Below are 20212 nucleotides of genomic sequence, written 5' to 3' on the forward strand. Positions count from 1 at the left end.
TCACTCACTATGATCAAAACGCTTCGTCCCCTCGTTCTTGCCGGCCTGCTGTTGCCACTTGCCTTGCCCAGCCACGCCGCCGTCAATACCACCCTGCCTGCCAAAGTGCAGCAGGCGCTCAAGGCCAACAAGCTGCAGGACACAGCGCTGTCGCTGGTGATGCTGCCGCTGGATGGCCCCGGCACCCCGACCGTGTTCAATGCCGATGTGTCGGTGAACCCGGCCTCGACCATGAAACTGGTCACGACCTACGCCGCCCTCGAACTGCTTGGCCCGACCTTCCAGTGGAAAACCGAGTTCTACACCGACGGCACCCTGAGCAACGGTGTGCTTAACGGTAACCTGTACCTTAAAGGTGGCGGTGACCCCAAACTGAACATGGAAAAGCTGTGGCTGCTGATGCGTGACCTGCGCGCCAATGGCGTGCGCACCGTCACCGGTGACCTGGTGCTGGACCGCAGCCATTTCGTGCAGCCCAACCTGCCGCAGTTCAACGACGACGGCGGTGATGATAACAAGCCGTTCCTGGTCAAGCCCGACTCGCTGCTGGTCAACCTCAAGGCCCTGCGCTTCGTGGCGCGCAATGATGGTGGCAAAGTCACCGTCGCAGTCGAGCCGCCGATTGCCAGTATCCGTATCGACAACCAGGTCAAGCCGGTAGCCTCAAAGAAATGCACCGGTGATGTGCGCTACAACCCGGTGCCCCAGGCCGACGGCATCAGTGTCACGGTCAGCGGCCAACTGGGTGACGGCTGCAACTCGCAAACCTACCTGTCGCTGCTCGACCATTCCACCTACGCCGCCGGTGCCGTGCGCGCAATCTGGAACGAACTGGGTGGCAACATCCAGGGTGGCGACCGCATCGAGAATGTGCCCAAGAGTGCTCGCCTGCTGGCCCGCGCCTTCTCGCCAGACCTGGTGGAAGTGATCCGCGACATCAACAAGTACAGCAACAACACCATGGCCCAGCAGCTGTTCCTGAGCCTTGGCGCGCAGTTCCGCACCGATGCCGATGGTGACGACGCCCGTGCTGCCCAGCGCGTGGTACGCCAATGGCTGGCGAAAAAAGGTATTACTGCGCCGCATCTGGTGATGGAAAACGGCTCTGGCCTGTCGCGTGCCGAACGGGTCAGTACCCGGGAAATGGCCGAGATGCTGAAAGCCGCCTGGAAGAGCCCTTACGCTGCCGAATTCATGAGCTCGATGCCGCTGGTGGGCATGGACGGCACGATGCGCAAGCGTCTCAAGCGCACCGCGATGACCGGTGAAGGGCACATCAAGACCGGCACACTGAACACTGTGCGGGCGATTGCCGGCTTCAGCCGCGACAGCAACGGCCATACCTGGGCGGTGGCGGCTATTCTCAACGACCCTAAACCGTGGGGTGCCTCGCAGGTGCTGGATCAGGTGTTGCTTGACCTGTATCGCCAGCCGAAGCTGGCTGGCAGTACAGCAGCTAATTGATTGGTTAGCCTGTATTGGCCTTTTCGCGGGTGAACCCGCTCCTACAGGGGTGAGCACGGCTTACCAAACCTGTGCAACCTGTAGGAGCAGTTTTCGCCGCGAAAGGCTCGGTACCGGCAACCGACAGCGCTTAGGCCGACTCCCCCTCCACCCGGTCCCGCCCGGCCTGTTTGGCCGCATACACGCCGGCGTCGGCGCGCAACAGCAAGGCATCAGCGCCTTCGCCCGACCGCCAACCCGCCACCCCAAAGCTTGCAGTCACCTGGCCCACGCCTTCCACCGGCACATTGCGCACCCCTTGCCACAACTCCAGCGCCAGCAACCGCGCCTGATCGACATCGCTGCCCGGGCAAAGCACCATGAACTCTTCCCCGCCCAAGCGGCAAAACACATCGGTACGCCGTAAACGCTGACCGATGCGCTGGCACAGGCTACGCAGCACCCGGTCGCCGACGGCATGGCCGAAGCGGTCGTTGATGCGCTTGAAGTGATCGATGTCGAGCATGATCACCGCCAGCGCCAAGCCATCGCGCTGGGCCCGTTCCAGTTCGATCTTGAGCCGCTCCTGGAAGTAGCGACGATTATGGATACCGGTCAGCGAGTCTGTGACCGACAGCGCCCGCAACTCTTCCTCCACGCCCTTCAGGTCGGAGATGTCAGTCAGGTAGCCATGCCACAGCGTGCAGCCCTGCTCGCCCACTTCCGGGGTCGCCTCGCCACGCACCCAGCGCAGCCCGGCCCGGGGCAGGCAGACCCGATACTCCTCGCGCCAGGGTGACAGGTGTTCGGCCGAATAGCGCACCGAGCGGCGCACGCGCTCCAGGTCATCGGGGTGGATACGTTCGAACACCCTCGAGGCATCCTCACGTAATTGCATGAGGTCGACCTCATAAATGTCATACAGGCCCATGCTGGCATATGGAAAACACGAATGGCCGTTGGCATCCAGGCGATATTGGTAGATGCCGCCCGGCACCTCGGCACTGAGCTTTTCCAGCAACCGGTCACGCGCTGCCAACGCCTCATGCACCCGGCGCCGCTCGGTCACGTCAATGCAGATGGCCAGGTAGCCAACCCACAACCCCTGTTCGTCGAGCATGGCAGTCACCAGCATGTTGGCGACCAGCTGACTGCCATCAGCCCGTAGCAAGGTCCACTCGCCAGGCTCGGCCCCGTGCTCCTGTACCGTTTCAGCGAACATCGCCTGGCCCCCAGCAATGGCGCGGCCAAAACGCAAGCTCAAGGCATGGGCACGCAGGTTCAGCTCCTCCGGCAGCACCAGGTCTTCAAGGCGCAAGCGGCCGATCGCTTCGCTGGCCGCGTAACCGAGCATGCGTTCGGCACCGGCGTTGAACGTGCTGACCACCCCCTTGAGGTTGGTGGCGATGATCGCCACCTGGGTCGCGGCATCCAGCACACTGCGCAGTTGGTTGTGGGTGCCACGCAACGACTGCTCGCTGACCTGCAACTCGGCCGTACGCTGAGCGACCAAGGCCAGGGCGCGCTGACGCTGGCTCAACAGGCTGTAGAGCAGCACGCTGAGCAACAGGCTCAACAGTCCGCCCAACAAACCGACCGCCAGCACTGCCGAGGAGCGGTTCGCCTGCACGAACGCCTGGCTCGGCTGAATGCTCAGCTGGAAATAGTGATCGGCCAGGCGCAACAACTGATTGCTGGCCAGGGCCAAGGGCGCGACCTGATTTTGCGAATCGAACATCACGACGGGGCCTTGTAACCCAGACGGGTCCGTGATGCGCACGACAAGGTTGTCATCAGTCGCTACCGGCCGACCGTCGCTGACCAGCTCGCGCATGCTCAGCAAGGCCACCACATAACCCGCTGCAGCACCGCGGGGGTCGGCATCGGAAAATACCGGCGCGACCATCAACAGGCCGCGCTCTGCCGAGTGGGTATCGAACAGGGCCAATGGCTCGGACACCGCCATGCTGCCTGGCCCCAACGCCCGCGCCAAGGCCGCCTGAGGCTCGCTTCGGCCAGCGAGGTCCAGGCCGTAGGGCAACCCGGGCAGTTCGCCCGATTGGGTATAGAGTACCGGGAAGTAATGATCGCGCTGCGACGCCGGGCGCCACTGGCCTTGCGCGTCCTTGTCCCGGATCACATAGCCTGGGCCGGTATGGTCACTGGCCAGGCGCTCGAATTCGGCGCGTTGCGCAGCCTCGACGCGCGGCGCCCAGGCATAGGCCAGGGTGCGCTGTAGCAGTGGCCGGGCATAGCCGTCAAATTCGCGCGGGCTGATGTCGTTGGAAAAGCTGAAAAACCGCCGCAGCCCGTCCAGGCGCTGCTGCTGTTCGTCAAAGCGCTCGGCAATACGGCTGGCGCGCTCGCTGGCCAGCAGCTCGAAGCGCTGGCGCAGTTGCTGTTTGTAGAAGGTGTGCGCGGCAAATGCCAAGGCGGCGGTCAACAAGCCGCCCGCCACCAGTGCAATCAGCGCCATCGCCCAGGCGGACGCCCTCTCTGTGCACAAGCCAAGCAACCGCGCACGCACGCCACACTTTGACATACACCCATCTCGTCACGTCAGCGTCCTGCGGATTATCTTGCCCTGCCCTCAGTTATAGCTATTGGCCATTAGCCGTGCAATGTACCTCGTCGCCTCAACGAAGCTGCAAACGCCAGGCGCGATGGATACGGTTATTACGGGCGAAGTCCGGGTCCAGGGTCTGCGCGCTGATTTCTTCCACCACGTAACGCGCCATCAGGTGCTCGTCCAGCTGGAACTTGCGGAAGTTGTTGGAGAAATACAGCACACCACCCGGCGCCAGACGGGCCATGGCCAGGTCCAACAGCTGAACATGGTCACGCTGCACGTCGAATACACCTTCCATGCGCTTGGAGTTGGAGAAGGTTGGCGGGTCGATGAAGATCAGGTCGTAGCTGTCACGGTTGCCTTCCAGCCAAGCCATTACATCGCTTTGCTCCAGGCGGTTGCGCTCGGAATAGCCATTGAGTGCCAGGTTACGCCGCGCCCAGTCCAGGTAGGTTTTCGACAGGTCGACGCTGGTGGTGCTGCGCGCACCGCCCTTGGCCGCGTGCACGGTGGCCGTGGCGGTGTAGCAGAACAGGTTGAGGAAGCGCTTGCCGGCAGCCTCACGCTGGATGCGCATACGCATCGGGCGGTGGTCGAGGAACAGCCCGGTATCCAGGTAGTCGGTGAGGTTGACCAGCAGCTTGACGCCACCTTCGTTCACTTCCTGGAAGCGGCCCTCGGTAGCCTGACGTTCGTACTGGCGCGTGCCGCTTTGCCGCTCGCGACGTTTGAGCACTACACGCTGCGGCGAAATGCCCAACGCCTGCGGGATGGCCGCCAGTGCATCGAGCAGACGCGCCTGAGCCTTGTCCGGGTCGACCGAACGTGGCGCGGCGTATTCCTGCACGTGTACCCAGTCCTGGTACAGGTCGACCGCCAGGGCATATTCAGGCATGTCGGCATCGTACAGGCGATAGCAGTCGACCTGCTCGCGACGGGCCCACTTGCCCAGTTGCTTGAGGTTCTTCTGCAGGCGGTTGGCAAACATCTGCGCCCCTTCCGACAGCCGCGCGGGCTCGCTGGCCTGCGGCACCTGCTGGCGGGCTTCGGTGCCTTCAGGCTGCGCTTCGCGGCGTTCACCGGTGACGAACTGGTCAGGCTGCACCTTGAACAGCAGCAGCTTGCATGGCAATGCGCCGTTCCAGAACGCGTACTGCTTGTGGCTACGAATGCCCATGCGCTTGCCCAGTTGCGGCGCACCAGTGAATACCGCTGCTTCCCAGCCCATGCAGGCCTGGCGCAGGCGCTCGCCCAGATTCTGGTAGAGGTACAGCAGGCTGGCTTCGTCACCCAGACGCTCACCGTAGGGCGGGTTGCTGATGACCAGGCCTTTCTGGTTCTGGTCCGGGCGTGGCTCGAAGGTACTGACTTCGCCTTGGTAGATCTTCACCCAGTCGCCCAAGCCGGCACGCTCGACGTTGTTGCGGCCCGGCTGGATCAGTCGCGGGTCAGCCTCGTAGCCACGGATCCACAGCGGTGGCTTGGCCAGGCCGGCCTGCGCGCGCGCCTGCGCTTCGTCATGCACCTTGCGCCACAGCGCCGGCACATGGCCGAGCCAGGCACTGAAGCCCCAGCGTTCGCGCTTGAGGTTGGGGGCGATATCGGCGGCGATCATCGCGGCCTCGACCAGGAAGGTACCCACACCGCACATCGGGTCGGCCAGCGCACCACCTTCGGCAGCAATACGCGGCCAGCCAGCACGGATCAGCACCGCTGCCGCCAGGTTTTCCTTCAGCGGCGCGGCGCCTTGCTGCAGGCGGTAGCCACGCTGGTGCAGGCTGTGCCCGGACAGGTCGAGGGACAATATGGCCTCGCCGCGGTCCAGGCGCAGGTGCACACGCACGTCAGGGTCGATCTTTTCGACTGACGGGCGCAGGCCTTCGCGGTTACGCAGCTTGTCGACGATCGCATCCTTGACCTTCAGCGCACCGAAGTGAGTATTGTCGATGCCTGAGCCATGGCCGCTGAACTCCACAGCCAGGGTGCCGTCGGCTGCCAGGTGGTCAGCCCAGTCGACCGCGTGCACGCCGTCGTAAAGGTCGTCGGCGTTCTTCATCGAGAAGCGCTTGAGCACCAGCAATACGCGGTTGGCCAGACGTGACCAGACACACAGGCGGTAAGCAGTTTCCATGTCGGCGGCGCCGCGAATGGCCGAGGTGTGCTCGCGCACCTCGTCAAGGCCGAGGCCCTTGGCCTCTTCGGCGAGCAGGCTTTCAAGGCCTTTGGGACAGGTGAGGTAAAGTTCGAAACGGTCCGACATGAGTATTCCAGCGCCTTGGGCTATTTGACTGACGGGGCGACGCATCGCCCCGCGATGTTTGCCCGTACACCTTTCCAGCAGGCGTGCGGGTGGCCCTCTGCGGCACACAACGTGCTGCAGAAAAGCCGGGCCGCCTGACCGATCCGTGCTTGGCCCAGTGGCAAAGACAGCTTAGATCATCAGGCAGTACGCGTAATTCTGGCGATCTGCGGGCCAATGTGACCCTTCGTCGCATTTCAAATTATTTCTGTCATCCGCAAACAACGCTGGCGAAATGACGTCAAAGAACGGCAAACCCCGATCATTGCAGGGCTAAACACCAAACAAGGTTGAGTCGCATTTATTTACTTATCCCCTCACCCTTGGAAAGGTTACGTGCTTATGACAAATCGATCATTCACACCGTGACTCGCATTCGATAGAACTGGTCTCAGGCCGCTTCGCAACGAGGCGGCACTTTCAGCTCGCCACGCCGGCAGCGAGCGCAAACCGGCAGAACGACTCTGCCCGGCCTCGGAGAGGCCGACGGGACATTACAGTCAACAAGTGAGGGCAACACCCTATGAGAAGACTTAAGCGTGATCCGTTGGAAAGAGCATATTCACGTGGCTACCAATACGGGGTTACCGGCAAATCCCGCGAACTTTGCCCCTTCAATCTTCCTTCTGTTCGCCAAGCCTGGATCAACGGCTGGCGTGAAGGTCGCGGTGATAACTGGGACGGAATGACTGGCACCGCTGGCATCCATAGACTCAACGAAAATCACGCCGTTGGCTGAACGAGGACACTGAATTCGATTTACCATGCACGCCCCATCCGGGCGGCGGGCGAAGGCCCAGGGGCCCCTTGAAGGGGCCCTTTTTTATGCCTTGGCAAACCTCATAAGCTGTACCCACTATCCCTGCAAGAGCGGGCTTGCCCGCGAACCGGCCCGTCAGGTCACCGCGGCATTGCCGCGATAGCATCCACCGCTTCGCGAATCAGCGCCGGCCCTTTGTAAATGAAGCCCGAGTAGATCTGCACCAGGCTCGCCCCGGCCGCGATCTTCTCGGCAGCATGGCGGCCTTCGGTAATGCCACCGGCGGCAATGATCGGCAACTTGCCGCCCAGCTCACCTGCCAGCACCTTGACGATATGAGTGCTCTTCTCCCGCACCGGTGCGCCCGACAGGCCGCCCGCCTCACCACCGTACGGCAGTGCTTCGACACCTTCACGCCCCAGCGTGGTGTTGGTGGCGATCACCGCATCCATGCCCGACGCCATCAGCGCGGCGGCCACCAGCGCCGTTTCTTCGTCGCTCATGTCCGGTGCGATCTTGATTGCCAGGGGCACGCGCTTGCCATGTGTACCGGCCAGTTGCTCGCGTCGCTCGGCCAGGGCATCGAGCAACTGCTTGAGCGAGTCGCCGAACTGCAGGCTGCGCAGGCCCGGGGTGTTGGGCGAGCTGACATTGACCGTGATGTAGCTGGCGGCGGTGTAGACCTTGTCCAGGCAGATCAGGTAGTCATCGACGGCACGTTCGACCGGGGTATCGAAGTTCTTGCCGATGTTGATGCCCAGCACCCCCTTGTAGCGCGAGGCGCGTACGCGCCCCAGCAGGTGATCAACGCCCAGGTTGTTGAAACCCATGCGGTTGATGATGGCCGTGGCTTCCGGCAGGCGGAACAACCGTGGCTTGGGGTTGCCAGGCTGCGGACGCGGGGTGACAGTGCCGATTTCGACAAAACCGAAGCCCAGCTGGGCGAAGCCGTCGATGGCCGCGCCGTTCTTGTCCAGGCCAGCTGCCAGCCCCACCGGGTTGGCGAAGTTCAAGCCCATGACCGAAACCGGCAATGACGCCGGTTGCTTGCACAGCATGCCGTTGAGGCCCATACGGCCACCGGCGCCGATCAGGTCCAGGGACAGGTCGTGGGAAGTTTCCGGGGAAAGCTTGAACAGCAGCTGGCGGGCCAGGGTATACATGGGCGGGCAAGGCTCAGGGTGAGTGAGGGGGCGATTATAGCCAGCGTGGGGCTGGCAGGACAGCAAATCGTGGAGCGCTTGGCACATCGGTTGCACCTGTTCAGCCCACAGCCTTATCAGTAAGGGCGAGGACTCTTGTGAACACTGTACCCCGAGCAACGCCCCTGGCCTGGGTCAACGGCAGCGACGCGCCGGAAAAAACCAGCCTGAACATCGGCTACATGGCCCTGACCGACTGCGCCTCGGTCGTGGTCGCCGCCACCCAGGGCTTCGCCCAGCAGCACGGCCTTACCCTCAACCTCAAGCGCCAGGGCTCGTGGGCCGGGCTGCGCGACAAGCTGGTCAGCGGCGAGCTGGACGCCGCGCATTGCCTGTATGGCCTGGTCTACGCCGTGCATCTGGGCATTGGCGGCGTACCCGCCAGCGACATGGCCGTGCTCATGGGCCTGAACCAGAACGCCCAGGCTATCAACCTGTCCCCTGCCTTGCAGCGCAAGGGCGTGACCAACCCTGAGGCGCTGGCGCGCCTGGTGCACCAGCATGGCGCACGCCTGACGTTCGCCCAGACCTTCCCCACCGGCACCCACGCCATGTGGTTGTATTACTGGCTGGCCAGCCAGGGCATCCACCCGCTGCGCGACGTCGACAGCGTCGTGGTGCCACCGGCGCAGATGGCTGCACACCTCCAGGCCGGGCGCATTGACGGCTTCTGCGTCGGCGAGCCCTGGGCCGCCGACGCGGTGGCCAAAGGCCAAGGCTTCACCCTGGCCACCAGCCAGTCGATCTGGCCGGATCACCCGGAAAAGGTCCTGGCCTGCGCCCGCGTCTTTGCCGAGCAATACCCCAACAGCGCCCGTGCGCTGATCAAGGCGATCCTCACCGCCAGCCGGTTCATCGAGCAAAGCCCGGAAAACCGCCGCAGCACCGCGCAACTGCTCAGCGCAAGTGCCTATCTGGACACCCCGCTGGACAGCATAGCCCCCCGCCTGCTCGGCCACTATGAGGATGGCCTGGGCAACCAATGGCAAGACCCACATGCCCTGCGCCTGTTCGACCAGGGCCGGGCCAACCTGCCCTACCTGTCCGACGGTATGTGGTTCATGACCCAGTTCCGCCGCTGGGGCCTGCTGCGCGAAGACCCCGACTACCTCGGCGTGGCCCGGCAAGTCCAGCAACTGCAGTTGTACAGCGAGGCCGCACACAGCCTGGGCATCGCTTGCCCAGGCCAACCGATGCGCAGCAGCCTGCTGATCGATGGCTCCCGCTGGGATGGCAGCGACCCCTTCGGCTATGCCCGCAGTTTCAGCTTGCATGCCTTGGGTGACTTGCCCGATGCCCGTGTCGGCGCGTGAGGGGGACGAACATGCTGCGCATCCTGCTGATCGACGACACCCAGAGCAAGCTCGGCCGCCTCAGGGCGGCGTTGAGTGAGGCCGGCTTCGAGATCATCGAAGCCCCAGACCTGACCATCGACCTGCCCGCCTGCGTCGAAACGGTGCGCCCCGACGTGGTATTGATCGATACCGACTCACCAGACCGCGATGTGATGGAACAGGTAGTGCTGGTGAGCCGTGACCAGCCGCGGCCCATCGTGTTGTTCACCGACGAGCACGACCCCGGGATGATGCGTCAGGCGATCCAGGCCGGGGTCAGCGCCTATATCGTCGAGGGTATCCATGCTGCGCGGCTGCAGCCGATCCTGGACGTGGCCATGGCCCGCTTCGAGAGCGACCAGGCACTGAAGGCGCAGCTGCTGGCGCGCGACCAGCAACTGGCCGAACGCAAGCGCATCGAACAAGCCAAGGGTTTGCTGATGAAGATGAAGGACTGCAACGAAGAGCAGGCCTATACCCTGATGCGTCGCCAGGCCATGAGCCGGCAGCAGAAGCTGATCCAGGTGGCCGAACAGATCATTGCCATGCATGAGATGCTCGGCTGATGCGCTGAAAATCTCAAGCCAGCCCCACCAGAAGTTGGCCCATCTCTTGCTCAACAAAACTCACCGGTAGCCAACGGCGGTTACCCCACTTGAATCCCGACAAAGACGTCGCTCTCCCCTCCACGCCCGTGGAGCGGGTAGCGGCGTTTTTTTCGTTCCGTTGTACTACCGAGTGAGGTGTTCGATGAGTACCAGCTTCTGGAAATCCGGGCATGTGCCCACGCTGTTCGCCGCATTTCTGTATTTCGACCTCAGCTTCATGGTCTGGTACCTGCTGGGCCCGCTGGCGGTGCAGATTGCTGCCGACCTGCAACTGAGCGCACAACAGCGGGGCCTGATGGTGGCCACGCCGATCCTGGCCGGGGCAATCCTGCGCTTTGCCATGGGCATTCTGGTTGACCGCCTGTCGCCCAAGACGGCTGGCCTGATCGGCCAGGTCGTGGTCATCGTCGCCCTCGCCGCAGCCTGGTACCTTGGCGTACACAGCTATGAACAGGCCCTGCTGCTCGGCGTGTTCCTGGGCTTTGCCGGTGCGTCCTTCGCCGTCTCGCTGCCGCTGGCCTCACAGTGGTACCCGCCACAGCACCAGGGCAAGGCCATGGGCATCGCCGGCGCCGGCAACTCCGGCACGGTGTTCGCGGCCCTGCTGGCACCGGCACTGGCAGCGGGCTTTGGCTGGGACAATGTGTTCGGCTTTGCGCTGATCCCGCTGTCACTGGCGCTGGTGGTGTTCGCCCTGTTGGCGCGCAATGCCCCGCAACGGCCCAAACCGAAAGCCATGGCCGACTACCTCAAGGCACTGGGCGACCGTGACAGCTGGTGGTTCATGTTTTTCTACAGCGTTACCTTCGGCGGTTTCATCGGCCTGGCCAGTGCCCTGCCCGGCTACTTCAGTGACCAATACGGCCTGAGCCCGGTCACCGCCGGCTACTACACCGCCGCTTGCGTGTTCGCCGGCAGCCTGATGCGCCCGCTTGGCGGCGCCCTGGCTGACCGTTTTGGCGGCATCCGCACCCTGCTGGGCATGTACGGCGTCGCCGCCATCTGCATTGCCGCCGTCGGCTTCAACCTGCCCTCTGCCGCGGCCGCACTGGCGCTGTTCGTCAGCGCCATGCTCGGCCTGGGTGCCGGCAATGGCGCCGTGTTCCAACTGGTGCCCCAACGCTTCCGCCAAGAGATCGGGGTAATGACCGGTCTGATCGGCATGGCCGGTGGCATCGGCGGCTTCCTGCTGGCGGCCGGGCTTGGCACCATCAAGCAGCACACTGGCGACTACCAACTGGGGCTGTGGCTGTTCGCCAGCCTGGGCCTGCTGGCCTGGTTCGGCCTGCACGGGGTGAAACAGCGCTGGCGCACCACCTGGGGCTCGACTGCAGTCACTGCAGCGCGGGTCTGAGGCACGCCGATGAGCCTGCAACTGAGCTTTGCCCAGGCCAGCGCCACCGGGCCGCGCGCGGAAAACCAGGACGCCCTGCGCCTGGTGACACCGGCACCAGAACTGGCCGCCAGCAAAGGCTACCTGTTCGCGCTGGCCGACGGCGTCAGCCAATGTGCCGACGGCGGTCTGGCGGCACGCGCCAGCCTGCAGGCACTGGCCCTGGATTACTACGCCACGCCGGCCACCTGGAGCGTGGCCCAGGCCCTCGACCGTCTGCTGCTGGCGCAAAACCGCTGGTTGCGCGCCCAGGGCAGCGGCCAGCCGTTGTTGACCACGCTTAGCGCGTTGGTGTTGCGCGGCCGACGCTTTACCCTGGCCCATGTAGGCGACTGCCGGGTGTACCGCTGGCACGGGGGGACGCTGCAATGCCTGAGCGAAGACCATGTCTGGGACCAACCGGGCATGCAGCATGTACTGAAACGGGCATTGGGCCTGGACCAGCACCTGCTGGTGGATTACCTGGAAGGCGAGCTGCAACCGGGTGAATGCTTCCTGCTGCTCAGCGACGGGGTCTGGGCCAGCCTGGGCGAACAGCACATCCAGGCCGTGCTGCGCGAGCAAACTGACCTGCAACTGGCCGCCGACACCCTGGTGGCCAGTGCGCACCTCAACGGCAGCAAGGACAACGCCAGCGCCTTGCTGGTGCAAGTCGATCAACTGGGCACGGCCAACCTGGGCGATACCCTGGCGCAACTGCAACAATGGCCAGTGCCCGGCCCGCTGCGCGAAGGCCAGGTGATCGACGGCTGGCAGGTCGAAACACTGCATGCGCACAGCCGCCAGTCCTTGCTGTACAAAGTGCGCGATAGCCAGAACCAGCCTTGGCTGCTCAAGACCCTGCCCCCGGCACGCGAACAGGAACCAGGGGCGGCACAAGGGCTGTTGCTGGAAGAGTGGTTTCTGCGCCGCATCGCCGGCCGGCACTTCCCCGAGCTACACACCGCCAGTCAGCGTCAGCACCCGTACTACGTGATGCGCGAATATCCGGGCCAAAACCTGGCGGCGTTGCTGGCCGAACAAGGCCCGCTGCCCTTGCCGCAATGGCTGGAAGTCGCCCGGCAACTGCTGCAGGCAGTCGGTGTGCTGCATCGGCGCAACTTGCTGCACCGCGATATCAAGCCAGACAACCTGCACCTGGGCCGTGATGGCCAGCTGCGCCTGCTGGACTTCGGCCTGGCTTATTGCCCGGGCCTGTCCGAAGACCCGCTGCACGAGCTGCCCGGCACACCCTCGTACATCGCCCCGGAAGCATTCGAAGGCCACCCGCCCAGCCCGCGTCAGGACTTGTATGCAGTGGGCGTGACCCTGTACCACCTGCTGACCGGACACTACCCGTACGGCGAGGTAGAGGCCTTTCAGCGCCCGCGCTTCGGCCAGCCGGTCAACGCCGCGCGCTACCGACCCGACCTGCCGGAATGGCTGCAGCACAACCTGCTGCAGGCCGTGGCGAGCGACCCGGCGCAGCGCTTCGAAACCGCCGAACACTGGTTGCTGCTGCTCGAGCGCGGCGACCGCCAGGAACTGCCCAGTCGACCCCGGCCGCTGCTGGAGCGCGAGCCGCTGAAGGTGTGGCGCACCCTGGCCCTGTTGTCGTTGCTGATCAATTTGATACTGCTGTTCACCCTGCTCAAGGGCTGAACGCACCTTGCCGATGAGGAAACCCTGATGAATGCAAAAGTATGGCTGGTCGGTGCCGGCCCTGGTGACCCTGAACTGCTCACCCTCAAGGCCGTGCGTGCGTTGCAGCAAGCCGCCGTGGTCATGATCGACGACCTCGTCAACCCGGCAGTGCTCGAGCATTGCCCGCAGGCCCGGGTAATGACCGTGGGCAAGCGCGGCGGCTGCCGCTCTACACCGCAAGCGTTCATTCAGCGCCTGATGCTGCGCCACGCGCGACAGGGCCGTTGCGTGGTGCGGCTCAAGGGCGGCGACCCTTGCATCTTCGGCCGTGGCGGTGAGGAGGCACTGTGGCTGCAGGGCCATGGCATCGAAGTGGAGGTGATCAATGGCATCACTGCCGGCCTTGCCGGGGCCACGCAGTGCGGGATCCCCCTGACTTCACGGGGCGTGAGCCGAGGGGTGACGCTGGTGACGGCGCACACCCAGGACGATAGCGAGCTGAACTGGGCGGCCTTGGCTCAGGGCGGGACAACACTGGTGGTCTACATGGGGGTGGCGCGGCTGGAGCAGGTGCGCCAGGGATTGCTGGCGGGGGGTATGGCGCCGGGAATGCCGGTGGCGATGATCGAAAATGCCTCGTTGCCGCAGCAGCGGGAGTGCAGAAGCGATGTGCAGGGAATGGTGGAAGCTGCGCGGGCGTTTGGCTTGCGTAGCCCGGCAATCCTGGTGATTGGAGAGGTGGTGGGAGAGCAACAGGCTGTGGGGCGGATCGCAATCGCAGGCTAACAGCAGGAACAGCCTTCGAGGCCGGTTAAACCCCAGGCAAAGAAAAACCCGGCCGAGGCCGGGTTTTTCATGAAGCTTCAAACCAATTACTTGGCCTGGGCTTCTACCTGAGCTTCAACGCGACGGTTGATAGCACGGCCTTCTTCGGTGGCGTTGTCAGCAACCGGACGGGTTTCGCCGTAGCCAACCGAGTCAACACGGCTGGATTCTACGCCGTACTGCTGGGTCAGCACTTGCTTGACAGCGTTGGCACGACGCTCGGACAGCTTCTGGTTGTAAGCGTCTGGACCCACGGAGTCAGTGTGACCTTCAACCACGGTGGTGGTTTGTGGGTACTGCTTCATGAAGTCAGCCAGGTTTTTGATGTCGCCGTAGCTGTTAGGCTTGACGACCGACTTGTCGAAGTCGAACTTGACGTCCAGCTCAACGCGAACGACTTCGGCAACAGCCGGGCAGCCGTCGGCGTCAACGGTAACGTTGGCCGGGGTGTCTGGGCACTTGTCGACGTTGTCGCACACGCCGTCGTTGTCGGAGTCGGAGCAGACTTCAGCAACTGGAGCAGGAGCAGCTTCAGCTTGCTTCGGGCTACCGCCGAAGTTCAGGCCAACACCAACGCTCGGGGCCCACTCGGTGTCGCCCTGGTCGATGTTGTACTGAGCTTCTACGCCGGCACGGGCATAGAACATGTCGGTGATGTACCACTTGGCGCCAGCGCCAACGTTGGCGAAGGTGGAGTGGTCACGACCGCCACGGCCGGTCTGGCCCAGCGACTGGTGCGAGAAACCAGCGGAAACGTACGGACGGATGGCGTCGTACGGGTTGTTGAAGTGGTAAACGGCGTCCAGGGCGGTGTTCGAGCCCTTGATGTTCTTGCCGTCTTCGCCACGAGCGTTGTGCACTTCGTCGTAGCCCAGACGCAGCTCAACGTCGTCGGTCAGGAAGTAACCGATCGAGCCGCCGAACAGGTTGCCGTCGTTCTTGAAGTCGCGCTGGCTGTCGAAGAATTCTTTCTTGTAGAAGATTTCAGTCTCGACGGCGCCTTGACCTTGTGCCATAGCGCCAATCGAAGTGGCGGCTACAAGCGAACCAATGGCCAAGCCCAAGGTGTTTTTCAATTTCATCCGTTAAATCCCCATCTGGTGATAGTTAAGCAGTCCCACCACAAACAAGAGGGACAACTCGACGGCGAGTCTAGCAGAACTCGCCGGTTCGTTAGAGATATTTGCACGCCCCTAAGTTTCATCAAGGCCGGCAAATTTCTCCCGAAGCTTGTCTAGCGCGCGCTTGTAACGCATTTTCGTCGCGCTCAGGCCCATGTGCATGATGTCGGCAATTTCCTGAAATTCCAGCTCTGCGACAAAACGCAGCACCAGAATTTCCCGGTCAATCGGGTTCACATGCACCAGCCACTTGTCCAGCCCGCCTTTTTCTTCCGGCTTTGGAGCCTTGTCCTCGGACGCCTCTTCAACAGGGTCCAGACTCAAGGCATCCATCAACCGACGTTTGCGGCGCTCCTTGCGGTACTGGGTAATGCACTCGTTGTAGGTGATGCTGTAGAGCCAGGTCTTGAACTTCGACTTACCCTCGAAGTTTTTCAGCCCGTACAGCACTTTCAGCATCACTTCCTGACAGACATCGTCCGCGTCACGGTCGTTCCCCAGATAACGCGCACAGACGTTGAACAGGGTCCGTTGGTAGCGCCGCATGAGCTCTTCATAGGCGCGGGTAACGTGGTACAGCTCCTCATGCGAACGCGCCACCAACTCTTCGTCTGTGAGCTCGCGGGGGTCATAGCGCATGGGCGGCGAATGAACTTTATTCAAAACGGATCTGGCCGACAGTCAGGTCAATGTCGCCGCGCGACCCCGTGGGTCGAATTTCGCGGCGGCATACATTAACAGCTTTTGTGCGGTTAGCGGCTATTGACGCGCTGTTCAAGCAGCTCGCGGTTAGACAGCGACACCAGTTCGCCATCATCGGTCAGCAGCGTCGTCTTCACCGTACCGATCTCCTCGATATGCCCTTCGACCTCTCCAATCCGCACCTGCTGGCCCACTTGGTACAGCTCGCGCACGTAGATGCCGGCCAGGATCTGCCCGGCAATTTCGCGACTGCCAAGGCCCATGGCCAAGGCAACGGCCAGACCAACGGTAATCAGCCCGATAACGATGACGTGGTTCAGCAGGTCGGTTTTCACTTCCAGCTGGCTGATGGCCACCGAGATGCTGATGATGATCACAAGGCCTTGGGTGATACGCCCCAGGCCTGCCGAGTATTCCAGGCCGATGCCTTCGGCAGCGCCACGCACCAGACCATTGGCCACCTGCGCCAGCAGCACGCCGGCCAGCAGCACCAGGGCCGCGCCGAACACTTTGGGCAAGTACAGGGCGAGCATGTCGAGGGTTGCCGAAACCCGCTCCAGGCCCAGCGATTCGGCGGCCGAGACCAGGAAGATGAGCAGCACGAACCAATAGACGATCTTGCCGATCAGGGTCGAGATTGGCACCTGGATGCCGCCCCGACCGAGCATTTTGGTGAGGCCGGTACCGGCCATCAGGCGGTCCAGGCCAAATTTGGCCAACAGCTTGGACAGCAGCGTGTCGAGCAGCTTGGCCACCACGAAACCGAGCAGCACCACGACCAGCGCGCCGAACAGGTTGGGGATGAAGTTCGCTACCTTGGTCCAAAGGGCTGTCATCGCGGTGACCAGGCTCTGGGTCCAGAGATCGAGTTCCATATTCAATCGGCCTTATCTGCTTTGCTGCCGGGGGCAGCGTTGCGGGAAGAGTGTCGACGCACCGGCGCAACATGCGCCGAGCCATTGTTCACGGCAATCAGCAGCGCCTGGCTCCAACGGCCAAGCAGGCTGAACAGATCACCCGCGCCAACCTGGCGGTTGGCGGTTTTCAGCACGCGACCCAGGCAAGCGGCGTCGTCCCGGTCGTCCCGGTCATTGCCGGAGGGTGACGCCTTGAGCAGGTCGCGCAGGGATTCTTCAAACGGATCGTGCATGGGCACCTCGCGCAGTGTCAGCAAGAGACGAGACGGCCGGGCGACGGGTCACACATCCTGTTGGCACGAAGGTTTCAAATTGCACCGCTATACCCATCGCAACCGCCGGAACAGCCACCACTGCCCCACGGCCAACCCCAGCACGACAATGCAGGCGAACAGGAAGCCCAAAGGGTTTTCCGCCCCGGGGATGCCGCCGACATTGATGCCCAGCAGCCCGGTGACAAAGCTCATGGGCAGGAAGATGCAGGTGATGATGCCAAAGCGGTACATGGTGCGGTTCATCCGCTCGCTGCGCCGCCGGTCCTCGCTTTCCAGCACCAGCGCAGCGCGTTCGCGGGCCAGTTCCAGCTCTTCGAGGTAGCGGATCAGGCTGTTGTTGAGTTCATTCCAGTAATCGGCGTCGGCATTGGCGAACCAGCTCCATTTGCTGCGCGACAACTGCGCGTAGATTTCCCGTTGCGGGGCGAGAAAGCGGCGCAAGCCAGCGGCACGGCGGCGGATCTGCTGCAGGCTGCCCTGCTCCGGGGCATACCGCTCGTCGGATTCGACCTTTTCTTCCTCCAGGTCGACGAGCTCGGCCAGGTCGCTGACCAGGCCCTGGACCTTTTCGGTGAGCAACTCACCCATCAACAACAACAGTTCCGAGGCCGATTTCGGCCCCCTGCCCTGTTCCAGCAACTGGAGAATTTCATCGCTGGCGCGCAACGGCCGCAGGCGCAGCGAGATAACCCGCTGCGCCTCGGCGAAGATGCGCACCGAAACCATGTCTTCGGGCTCGGCACCCGGGTTGAGGTTGACCCCCCGCAGGAACAGCAACAGCTGTTCGTCCGCCATGGGCAGCAGGCGCGGCCGGGTGTTTTCTTCCAGCAGCAGCTCGCAGGCGAACTCGCTCAGGCCGCTGTCGTGCAGCAGCCAGGAACGGGTTTGCGGATGGCTGCGATCCCAGTGCAGCCACAGGCTCTGCTCCGGTTGCAACTGCAGGTCGTCCAGTTCGGTACGGGCAATAGAACGCGCGCCGCCTTTGCCATCGAGCACCAGGGCATGCACCAGCCCCCACTGCGCGTTGTCTTCCTCGAACATCAAAGCTCCATCAGCGCGTGCTGCGCATTACTCCGGCATTTTCAGCGGGCTCGGCGAGACCAGCACGCCATTGTTGTCGGCATACACATATTCGCCCGGGCGGAAGGTGACCCCGGCGAAGGTCACCACCACGTTGAGATCGCCAATACCCCGTTTGTCAGTCTTCATTGGGTGGCTGGCCAGGGCCTGCACGCCAACGTCGGTCTGGATCAGCACGTCGACATCACGCACACAGCCGTAGATCACCAAGCCTTCCCAACCGTTTTTTGCGGCTTTTTCGGCGAGCATGTCGCCCAGCAGCGCACGGCGCAGCGACCCCCCGCCATCGACCACCAGCACTTTGCCCTTGCCGTCGAGTTCGACCTGCTCCTTGACCAGCGAATTGTCCTCGAAACACTTGATGGTAACGATCTGGCCACCGAACGAATCGCGGCCACCGAAATTGCTGAACATCGGTTCCAGCACTTGTACCAGGTCCGGGTAGGCGTCACACAGGTCGGGCGTTACGTAATGCTGCATGGGAAGCTCCTGTCAGTCACAACGAAAGCGGGTATCGGCCAAGGCTACACCTTGGAGGCTGTCGCAGTCATCCGGGACCGGGCAGTCATTTGTATTCATCCTGCACCGGGCCTTCCACGCGTGACCCGTTCCTGCGCAGGAACGCGCCGTTATCCAGGTGTAGGAGCGGGTTTACCCGCGAATACGGTAGCGGCGTCAAAGGTGAACGGCCGGTGGAGATTGGCCAGCAGGGCCGGCCTCTTCGCGGGTAAACCCGCTCCTACACGACGGCCTGTGTCCAACCCCCGATGTGCGTCCACCACCAATCCGGTGTAGGAGCGGGTTTACCCGCGAATACGGTGGCGGCGTCAACGGTGAACGGCGGGTGGAGATTGGCCAGCAGGCCCGGCCCTTTCGCGGGTGAACCCGCTCCTACACGCGGCCTGTGTTCTACCACCGAGGTGTGTCCACCACCAATCTGTGTAGGAGCGGGTTCACCCGCGAAGAGGCCATGACAGGTACAGCAAACTCAGCTGGCAGGCACAGGTTCCGCAACGACAGTGGACGCATGCACCGGCAGCAGCGGGTTGCGCAGCCAGCGCTCCACCAGCGGCCACACCTGCACCTGCGCGGCCTTGCTCACCAGCATGTCGACATGCCCAAAGGCCTCGAAACCTTCTTCACGACCCAGCCGCAGGAACTGCTTGCGCTCGCCGCCCAACTGCTCGAACAGCTTGCGACAGGCCCACACCGGGTCCTGGAAGTCCCCTGCACCGGCCACCGCCAGCAGCGGTACATCCACTTCAGCCAGCCCTGCCCACCAATCGTTCTGCTTGTCGCCAAAGCGCCCGAACAGGCCGTGCCAGCGCATGCTCTCCAAGGCGAGGCCTATCGGCTCGTCTTCAGGCCCACGCTTGAAACGTGGCCCGGATATCTGCCCCCAACGCTTGAGCACCAGCTTCGCGCCCCAAGCCAGCGGCGGCACTTTCAATGGCCAATAGACACGGCTGATCTGGGTACCGAACAACGCCACACTGGCGACTTGCCCAGGCGCCAGGAAGCCGCCACCCAGTGCTGCCGCCAATGTCGTCCCCCCCAGCGAATGGCCCACCCAGTGCGGCGCCTGGCCCGATTGCTCGCGCACGAAGGCGTTGATCAGCGGCAGGTCATCACGGGCGTAGGCAGCAACACTGTTGTGCTTCCAGGCAAGGTTGCGCGGCGACAAGCCATGGCCTCGCATTTCCGGGATCCAGACATCGAAACCGGCGCGCGCAAGGTAGGCGCCCAGGCCAACCCCTTTGGGTGAATACCAGAAACGCCGATTGGAAAAACTGCCGTGCAGGAGAATGACCGGCACGCCTTGGGCCTGAACCTGGTCGGCCAGCCCCAGACGGGTGATGGCGAGCTCGACGCTGGGGTCCGGGCCGTTACCGGCCTTGATCCGATACACGTCTTCGCTGAGATCGCCGCGGCGCTCGGCACTGAGCAGGGCCACGGGGAATAGAGTGCTGCTGCTTTGCATAAGGTTGCTTGGTGCACAAAAAAGGGCGGGGTCCATTGCTGGAGCTCGCCCTGGAAAAAACCAGGCAGGAGGACGCCAGA

The 20212-nt window shown here is 63.2% G+C and carries 17 protein-coding genes; 7 read left to right on the forward strand and 10 right to left on the reverse strand.

The annotated features are described in order from the left end of the window. The first annotated feature begins 9 nt into the window (after positions 1 to 9). Positions 10 to 1464 carry a D-alanyl-D-alanine carboxypeptidase/D-alanyl-D-alanine-endopeptidase gene (dacB, locus tag KW568_RS20520; RefSeq protein WP_004576444.1) on the forward strand — a complete coding sequence of 485 codons (1455 nt, stop codon included), beginning with the start codon at positions 10 to 12 and terminating at the stop codon, positions 1462 to 1464. Positions 1465 to 1594: 130 nt separating this feature from the next. On the opposite strand, the gene KW568_RS20525 is transcribed toward dacB, so the two are convergent. Together KW568_RS20525 and rlmKL are read right to left on the reverse strand one after the other, a co-directional pair. Continuing rightward, the gene (locus KW568_RS20525) at positions 1595 to 3985 is read right to left on the reverse strand and encodes a GGDEF domain-containing protein (protein WP_003248691.1); all 2391 of its coding nucleotides are present in this window, start codon (positions 3983 to 3985) and stop codon (positions 1595 to 1597) included. Between the two features lie 94 nt (positions 3986 to 4079). Beyond that, positions 4080 to 6272: a bifunctional 23S rRNA (guanine(2069)-N(7))-methyltransferase RlmK/23S rRNA (guanine(2445)-N(2))-methyltransferase RlmL gene (rlmKL, locus tag KW568_RS20530; protein WP_004576445.1), complete on the reverse strand. Its 2193-nt coding sequence runs from the start codon at positions 6270 to 6272 to the stop codon at positions 4080 to 4082. Positions 6273 to 6834: 562 nt separating this feature from the next. Between rlmKL and rmf the strand changes: the two genes are divergently transcribed. Further along, a complete protein-coding gene (gene rmf / locus KW568_RS20535; protein WP_003248687.1) occupies positions 6835 to 7050 on the forward strand; it encodes a ribosome modulation factor in 216 nt (71 codons plus the stop codon). A gap of 161 nt (positions 7051 to 7211) precedes the next feature. Here rmf and KW568_RS20540 read toward each other — a convergent pair whose 3' ends face one another. Next, positions 7212 to 8234, reverse strand: a complete 1023-nt coding sequence (locus KW568_RS20540) for a quinone-dependent dihydroorotate dehydrogenase (RefSeq protein ID WP_004576446.1) — start codon at positions 8232 to 8234, stop codon at positions 7212 to 7214. A gap of 137 nt (positions 8235 to 8371) precedes the next feature. Here KW568_RS20540 and KW568_RS20545 point away from each other — a divergent pair, with 137 nt between their 5' ends. From KW568_RS20545 to cobA, 5 genes are all read left to right on the forward strand, one after another. After that, positions 8372 to 9586 (forward strand): CmpA/NrtA family ABC transporter substrate-binding protein, encoded by a 1215-nt coding sequence (locus KW568_RS20545; RefSeq protein ID WP_019752135.1) that lies wholly within the window; start codon positions 8372 to 8374, stop codon positions 9584 to 9586. 11 nt (positions 9587 to 9597) lie between these two features. Further along, complete coding sequence (locus KW568_RS20550) at positions 9598 to 10173, forward strand: ANTAR domain-containing response regulator (RefSeq protein ID WP_003248677.1); 576 nt, start codon at positions 9598 to 9600, stop codon at positions 10171 to 10173. 184 nt (positions 10174 to 10357) lie between these two features. Further along, positions 10358 to 11569 (forward strand): NarK/NasA family nitrate transporter, encoded by a 1212-nt coding sequence (locus KW568_RS20555; protein WP_004576448.1) that lies wholly within the window; start codon positions 10358 to 10360, stop codon positions 11567 to 11569. Between the two features lie 9 nt (positions 11570 to 11578). After that, the gene (locus KW568_RS20560) at positions 11579 to 13249 is read left to right on the forward strand and encodes a bifunctional protein-serine/threonine kinase/phosphatase (RefSeq protein WP_004576449.1); all 1671 of its coding nucleotides are present in this window, start codon (positions 11579 to 11581) and stop codon (positions 13247 to 13249) included. A gap of 27 nt (positions 13250 to 13276) precedes the next feature. Beyond that, complete coding sequence (gene cobA, locus KW568_RS20565; protein WP_004576450.1) at positions 13277 to 14017, forward strand: uroporphyrinogen-III C-methyltransferase; 741 nt, start codon at positions 13277 to 13279, stop codon at positions 14015 to 14017. Between the two features lie 86 nt (positions 14018 to 14103). On the opposite strand, the gene KW568_RS20570 is transcribed toward cobA, so the two are convergent. From KW568_RS20570 to KW568_RS20600, 7 genes are all read right to left on the reverse strand, one after another. Beyond that, positions 14104 to 15138 (reverse strand): OmpA family protein, encoded by a 1035-nt coding sequence (locus KW568_RS20570; RefSeq protein WP_003248667.1) that lies wholly within the window; start codon positions 15136 to 15138, stop codon positions 14104 to 14106. Positions 15139 to 15249: 111 nt separating this feature from the next. Continuing rightward, a complete protein-coding gene (sigX, locus tag KW568_RS20575) occupies positions 15250 to 15816 on the reverse strand; it encodes an RNA polymerase sigma factor SigX (RefSeq protein ID WP_003248665.1) in 567 nt (188 codons plus the stop codon). 113 nt (positions 15817 to 15929) lie between these two features. Next, positions 15930 to 16754, reverse strand: coding sequence for a mechanosensitive ion channel family protein (locus KW568_RS20580; RefSeq protein WP_003248659.1), 825 nt, complete (start codon positions 16752 to 16754; stop codon positions 15930 to 15932). 2 nt (positions 16755 to 16756) lie between these two features. Continuing rightward, on the reverse strand, positions 16757 to 17029 hold the full coding sequence (locus tag KW568_RS20585; protein WP_003248657.1) for a hypothetical protein: 273 nt from the start codon (positions 17027 to 17029) through the stop codon (positions 16757 to 16759). A gap of 87 nt (positions 17030 to 17116) precedes the next feature. After that, positions 17117 to 18112: a zinc transporter ZntB gene (locus KW568_RS20590; protein ID WP_003248655.1), complete on the reverse strand. Its 996-nt coding sequence runs from the start codon at positions 18110 to 18112 to the stop codon at positions 17117 to 17119. 27 nt (positions 18113 to 18139) lie between these two features. Further along, positions 18140 to 18631 carry a ribonuclease E activity regulator RraA gene (gene rraA / locus KW568_RS20595; protein ID WP_003248652.1) on the reverse strand — a complete coding sequence of 164 codons (492 nt, stop codon included), beginning with the start codon at positions 18629 to 18631 and terminating at the stop codon, positions 18140 to 18142. 508 nt (positions 18632 to 19139) lie between these two features. Continuing rightward, on the reverse strand, positions 19140 to 20132 hold the full coding sequence (locus KW568_RS20600; protein WP_003248640.1) for an alpha/beta fold hydrolase: 993 nt from the start codon (positions 20130 to 20132) through the stop codon (positions 19140 to 19142). Positions 20133 to 20212 lie beyond the last annotated feature (80 nt).

The organism is Pseudomonas sp. HD6515 (genome assembly GCF_024971855.1).
Taxonomy (GTDB): domain Bacteria; phylum Pseudomonadota; class Gammaproteobacteria; order Pseudomonadales; family Pseudomonadaceae; genus Aquipseudomonas; species Aquipseudomonas alloputida.

Excerpts from the sequence above, each read along its gene's own strand:
- KW568_RS20570 (WP_003248667.1), bottom strand. The coding sequence starts at position 15,138 with ATGAAATTGAAAAACACCTTGGGCTTGGCCATTGGTTCGCTTGTAGCC.
- KW568_RS20550 (WP_003248677.1), top strand. The coding sequence starts at position 9,598 with ATGCTGCGCATCCTGCTGATCGACGACACCCAGAGCAAGCTCGGCCGC.
- sigX (WP_003248665.1), bottom strand. The coding sequence starts at position 15,816 with ATGCGCTATGACCCCCGCGAGCTCACAGACGAAGAGTTGGTGGCGCGT.
- dacB (WP_004576444.1), top strand. The coding sequence starts at position 10 with ATGATCAAAACGCTTCGTCCCCTCGTTCTTGCCGGCCTGCTGTTGCCA.
- KW568_RS20585 (WP_003248657.1), bottom strand. The coding sequence starts at position 17,029 with ATGCACGATCCGTTTGAAGAATCCCTGCGCGACCTGCTCAAGGCGTCA.
- rlmKL (WP_004576445.1), bottom strand. The coding sequence starts at position 6,272 with ATGTCGGACCGTTTCGAACTTTACCTCACCTGTCCCAAAGGCCTTGAA.
- rmf (WP_003248687.1), top strand. The coding sequence starts at position 6,835 with ATGAGAAGACTTAAGCGTGATCCGTTGGAAAGAGCATATTCACGTGGC.
- KW568_RS20540 (WP_004576446.1), bottom strand. The coding sequence starts at position 8,234 with ATGTATACCCTGGCCCGCCAGCTGCTGTTCAAGCTTTCCCCGGAAACT.
- KW568_RS20580 (WP_003248659.1), bottom strand. The coding sequence starts at position 16,754 with ATGGAACTCGATCTCTGGACCCAGAGCCTGGTCACCGCGATGACAGCC.
- KW568_RS20525 (WP_003248691.1), bottom strand. The coding sequence starts at position 3,985 with ATGTCAAAGTGTGGCGTGCGTGCGCGGTTGCTTGGCTTGTGCACAGAG.
- cobA (WP_004576450.1), top strand. The coding sequence starts at position 13,277 with ATGAATGCAAAAGTATGGCTGGTCGGTGCCGGCCCTGGTGACCCTGAA.
- KW568_RS20590 (WP_003248655.1), bottom strand. The coding sequence starts at position 18,112 with ATGTTCGAGGAAGACAACGCGCAGTGGGGGCTGGTGCATGCCCTGGTG.
- KW568_RS20600 (WP_003248640.1), bottom strand. The coding sequence starts at position 20,132 with ATGCAAAGCAGCAGCACTCTATTCCCCGTGGCCCTGCTCAGTGCCGAG.
- KW568_RS20555 (WP_004576448.1), top strand. The coding sequence starts at position 10,358 with ATGAGTACCAGCTTCTGGAAATCCGGGCATGTGCCCACGCTGTTCGCC.
- KW568_RS20560 (WP_004576449.1), top strand. The coding sequence starts at position 11,579 with ATGAGCCTGCAACTGAGCTTTGCCCAGGCCAGCGCCACCGGGCCGCGC.
- rraA (WP_003248652.1), bottom strand. The coding sequence starts at position 18,631 with ATGCAGCATTACGTAACGCCCGACCTGTGTGACGCCTACCCGGACCTG.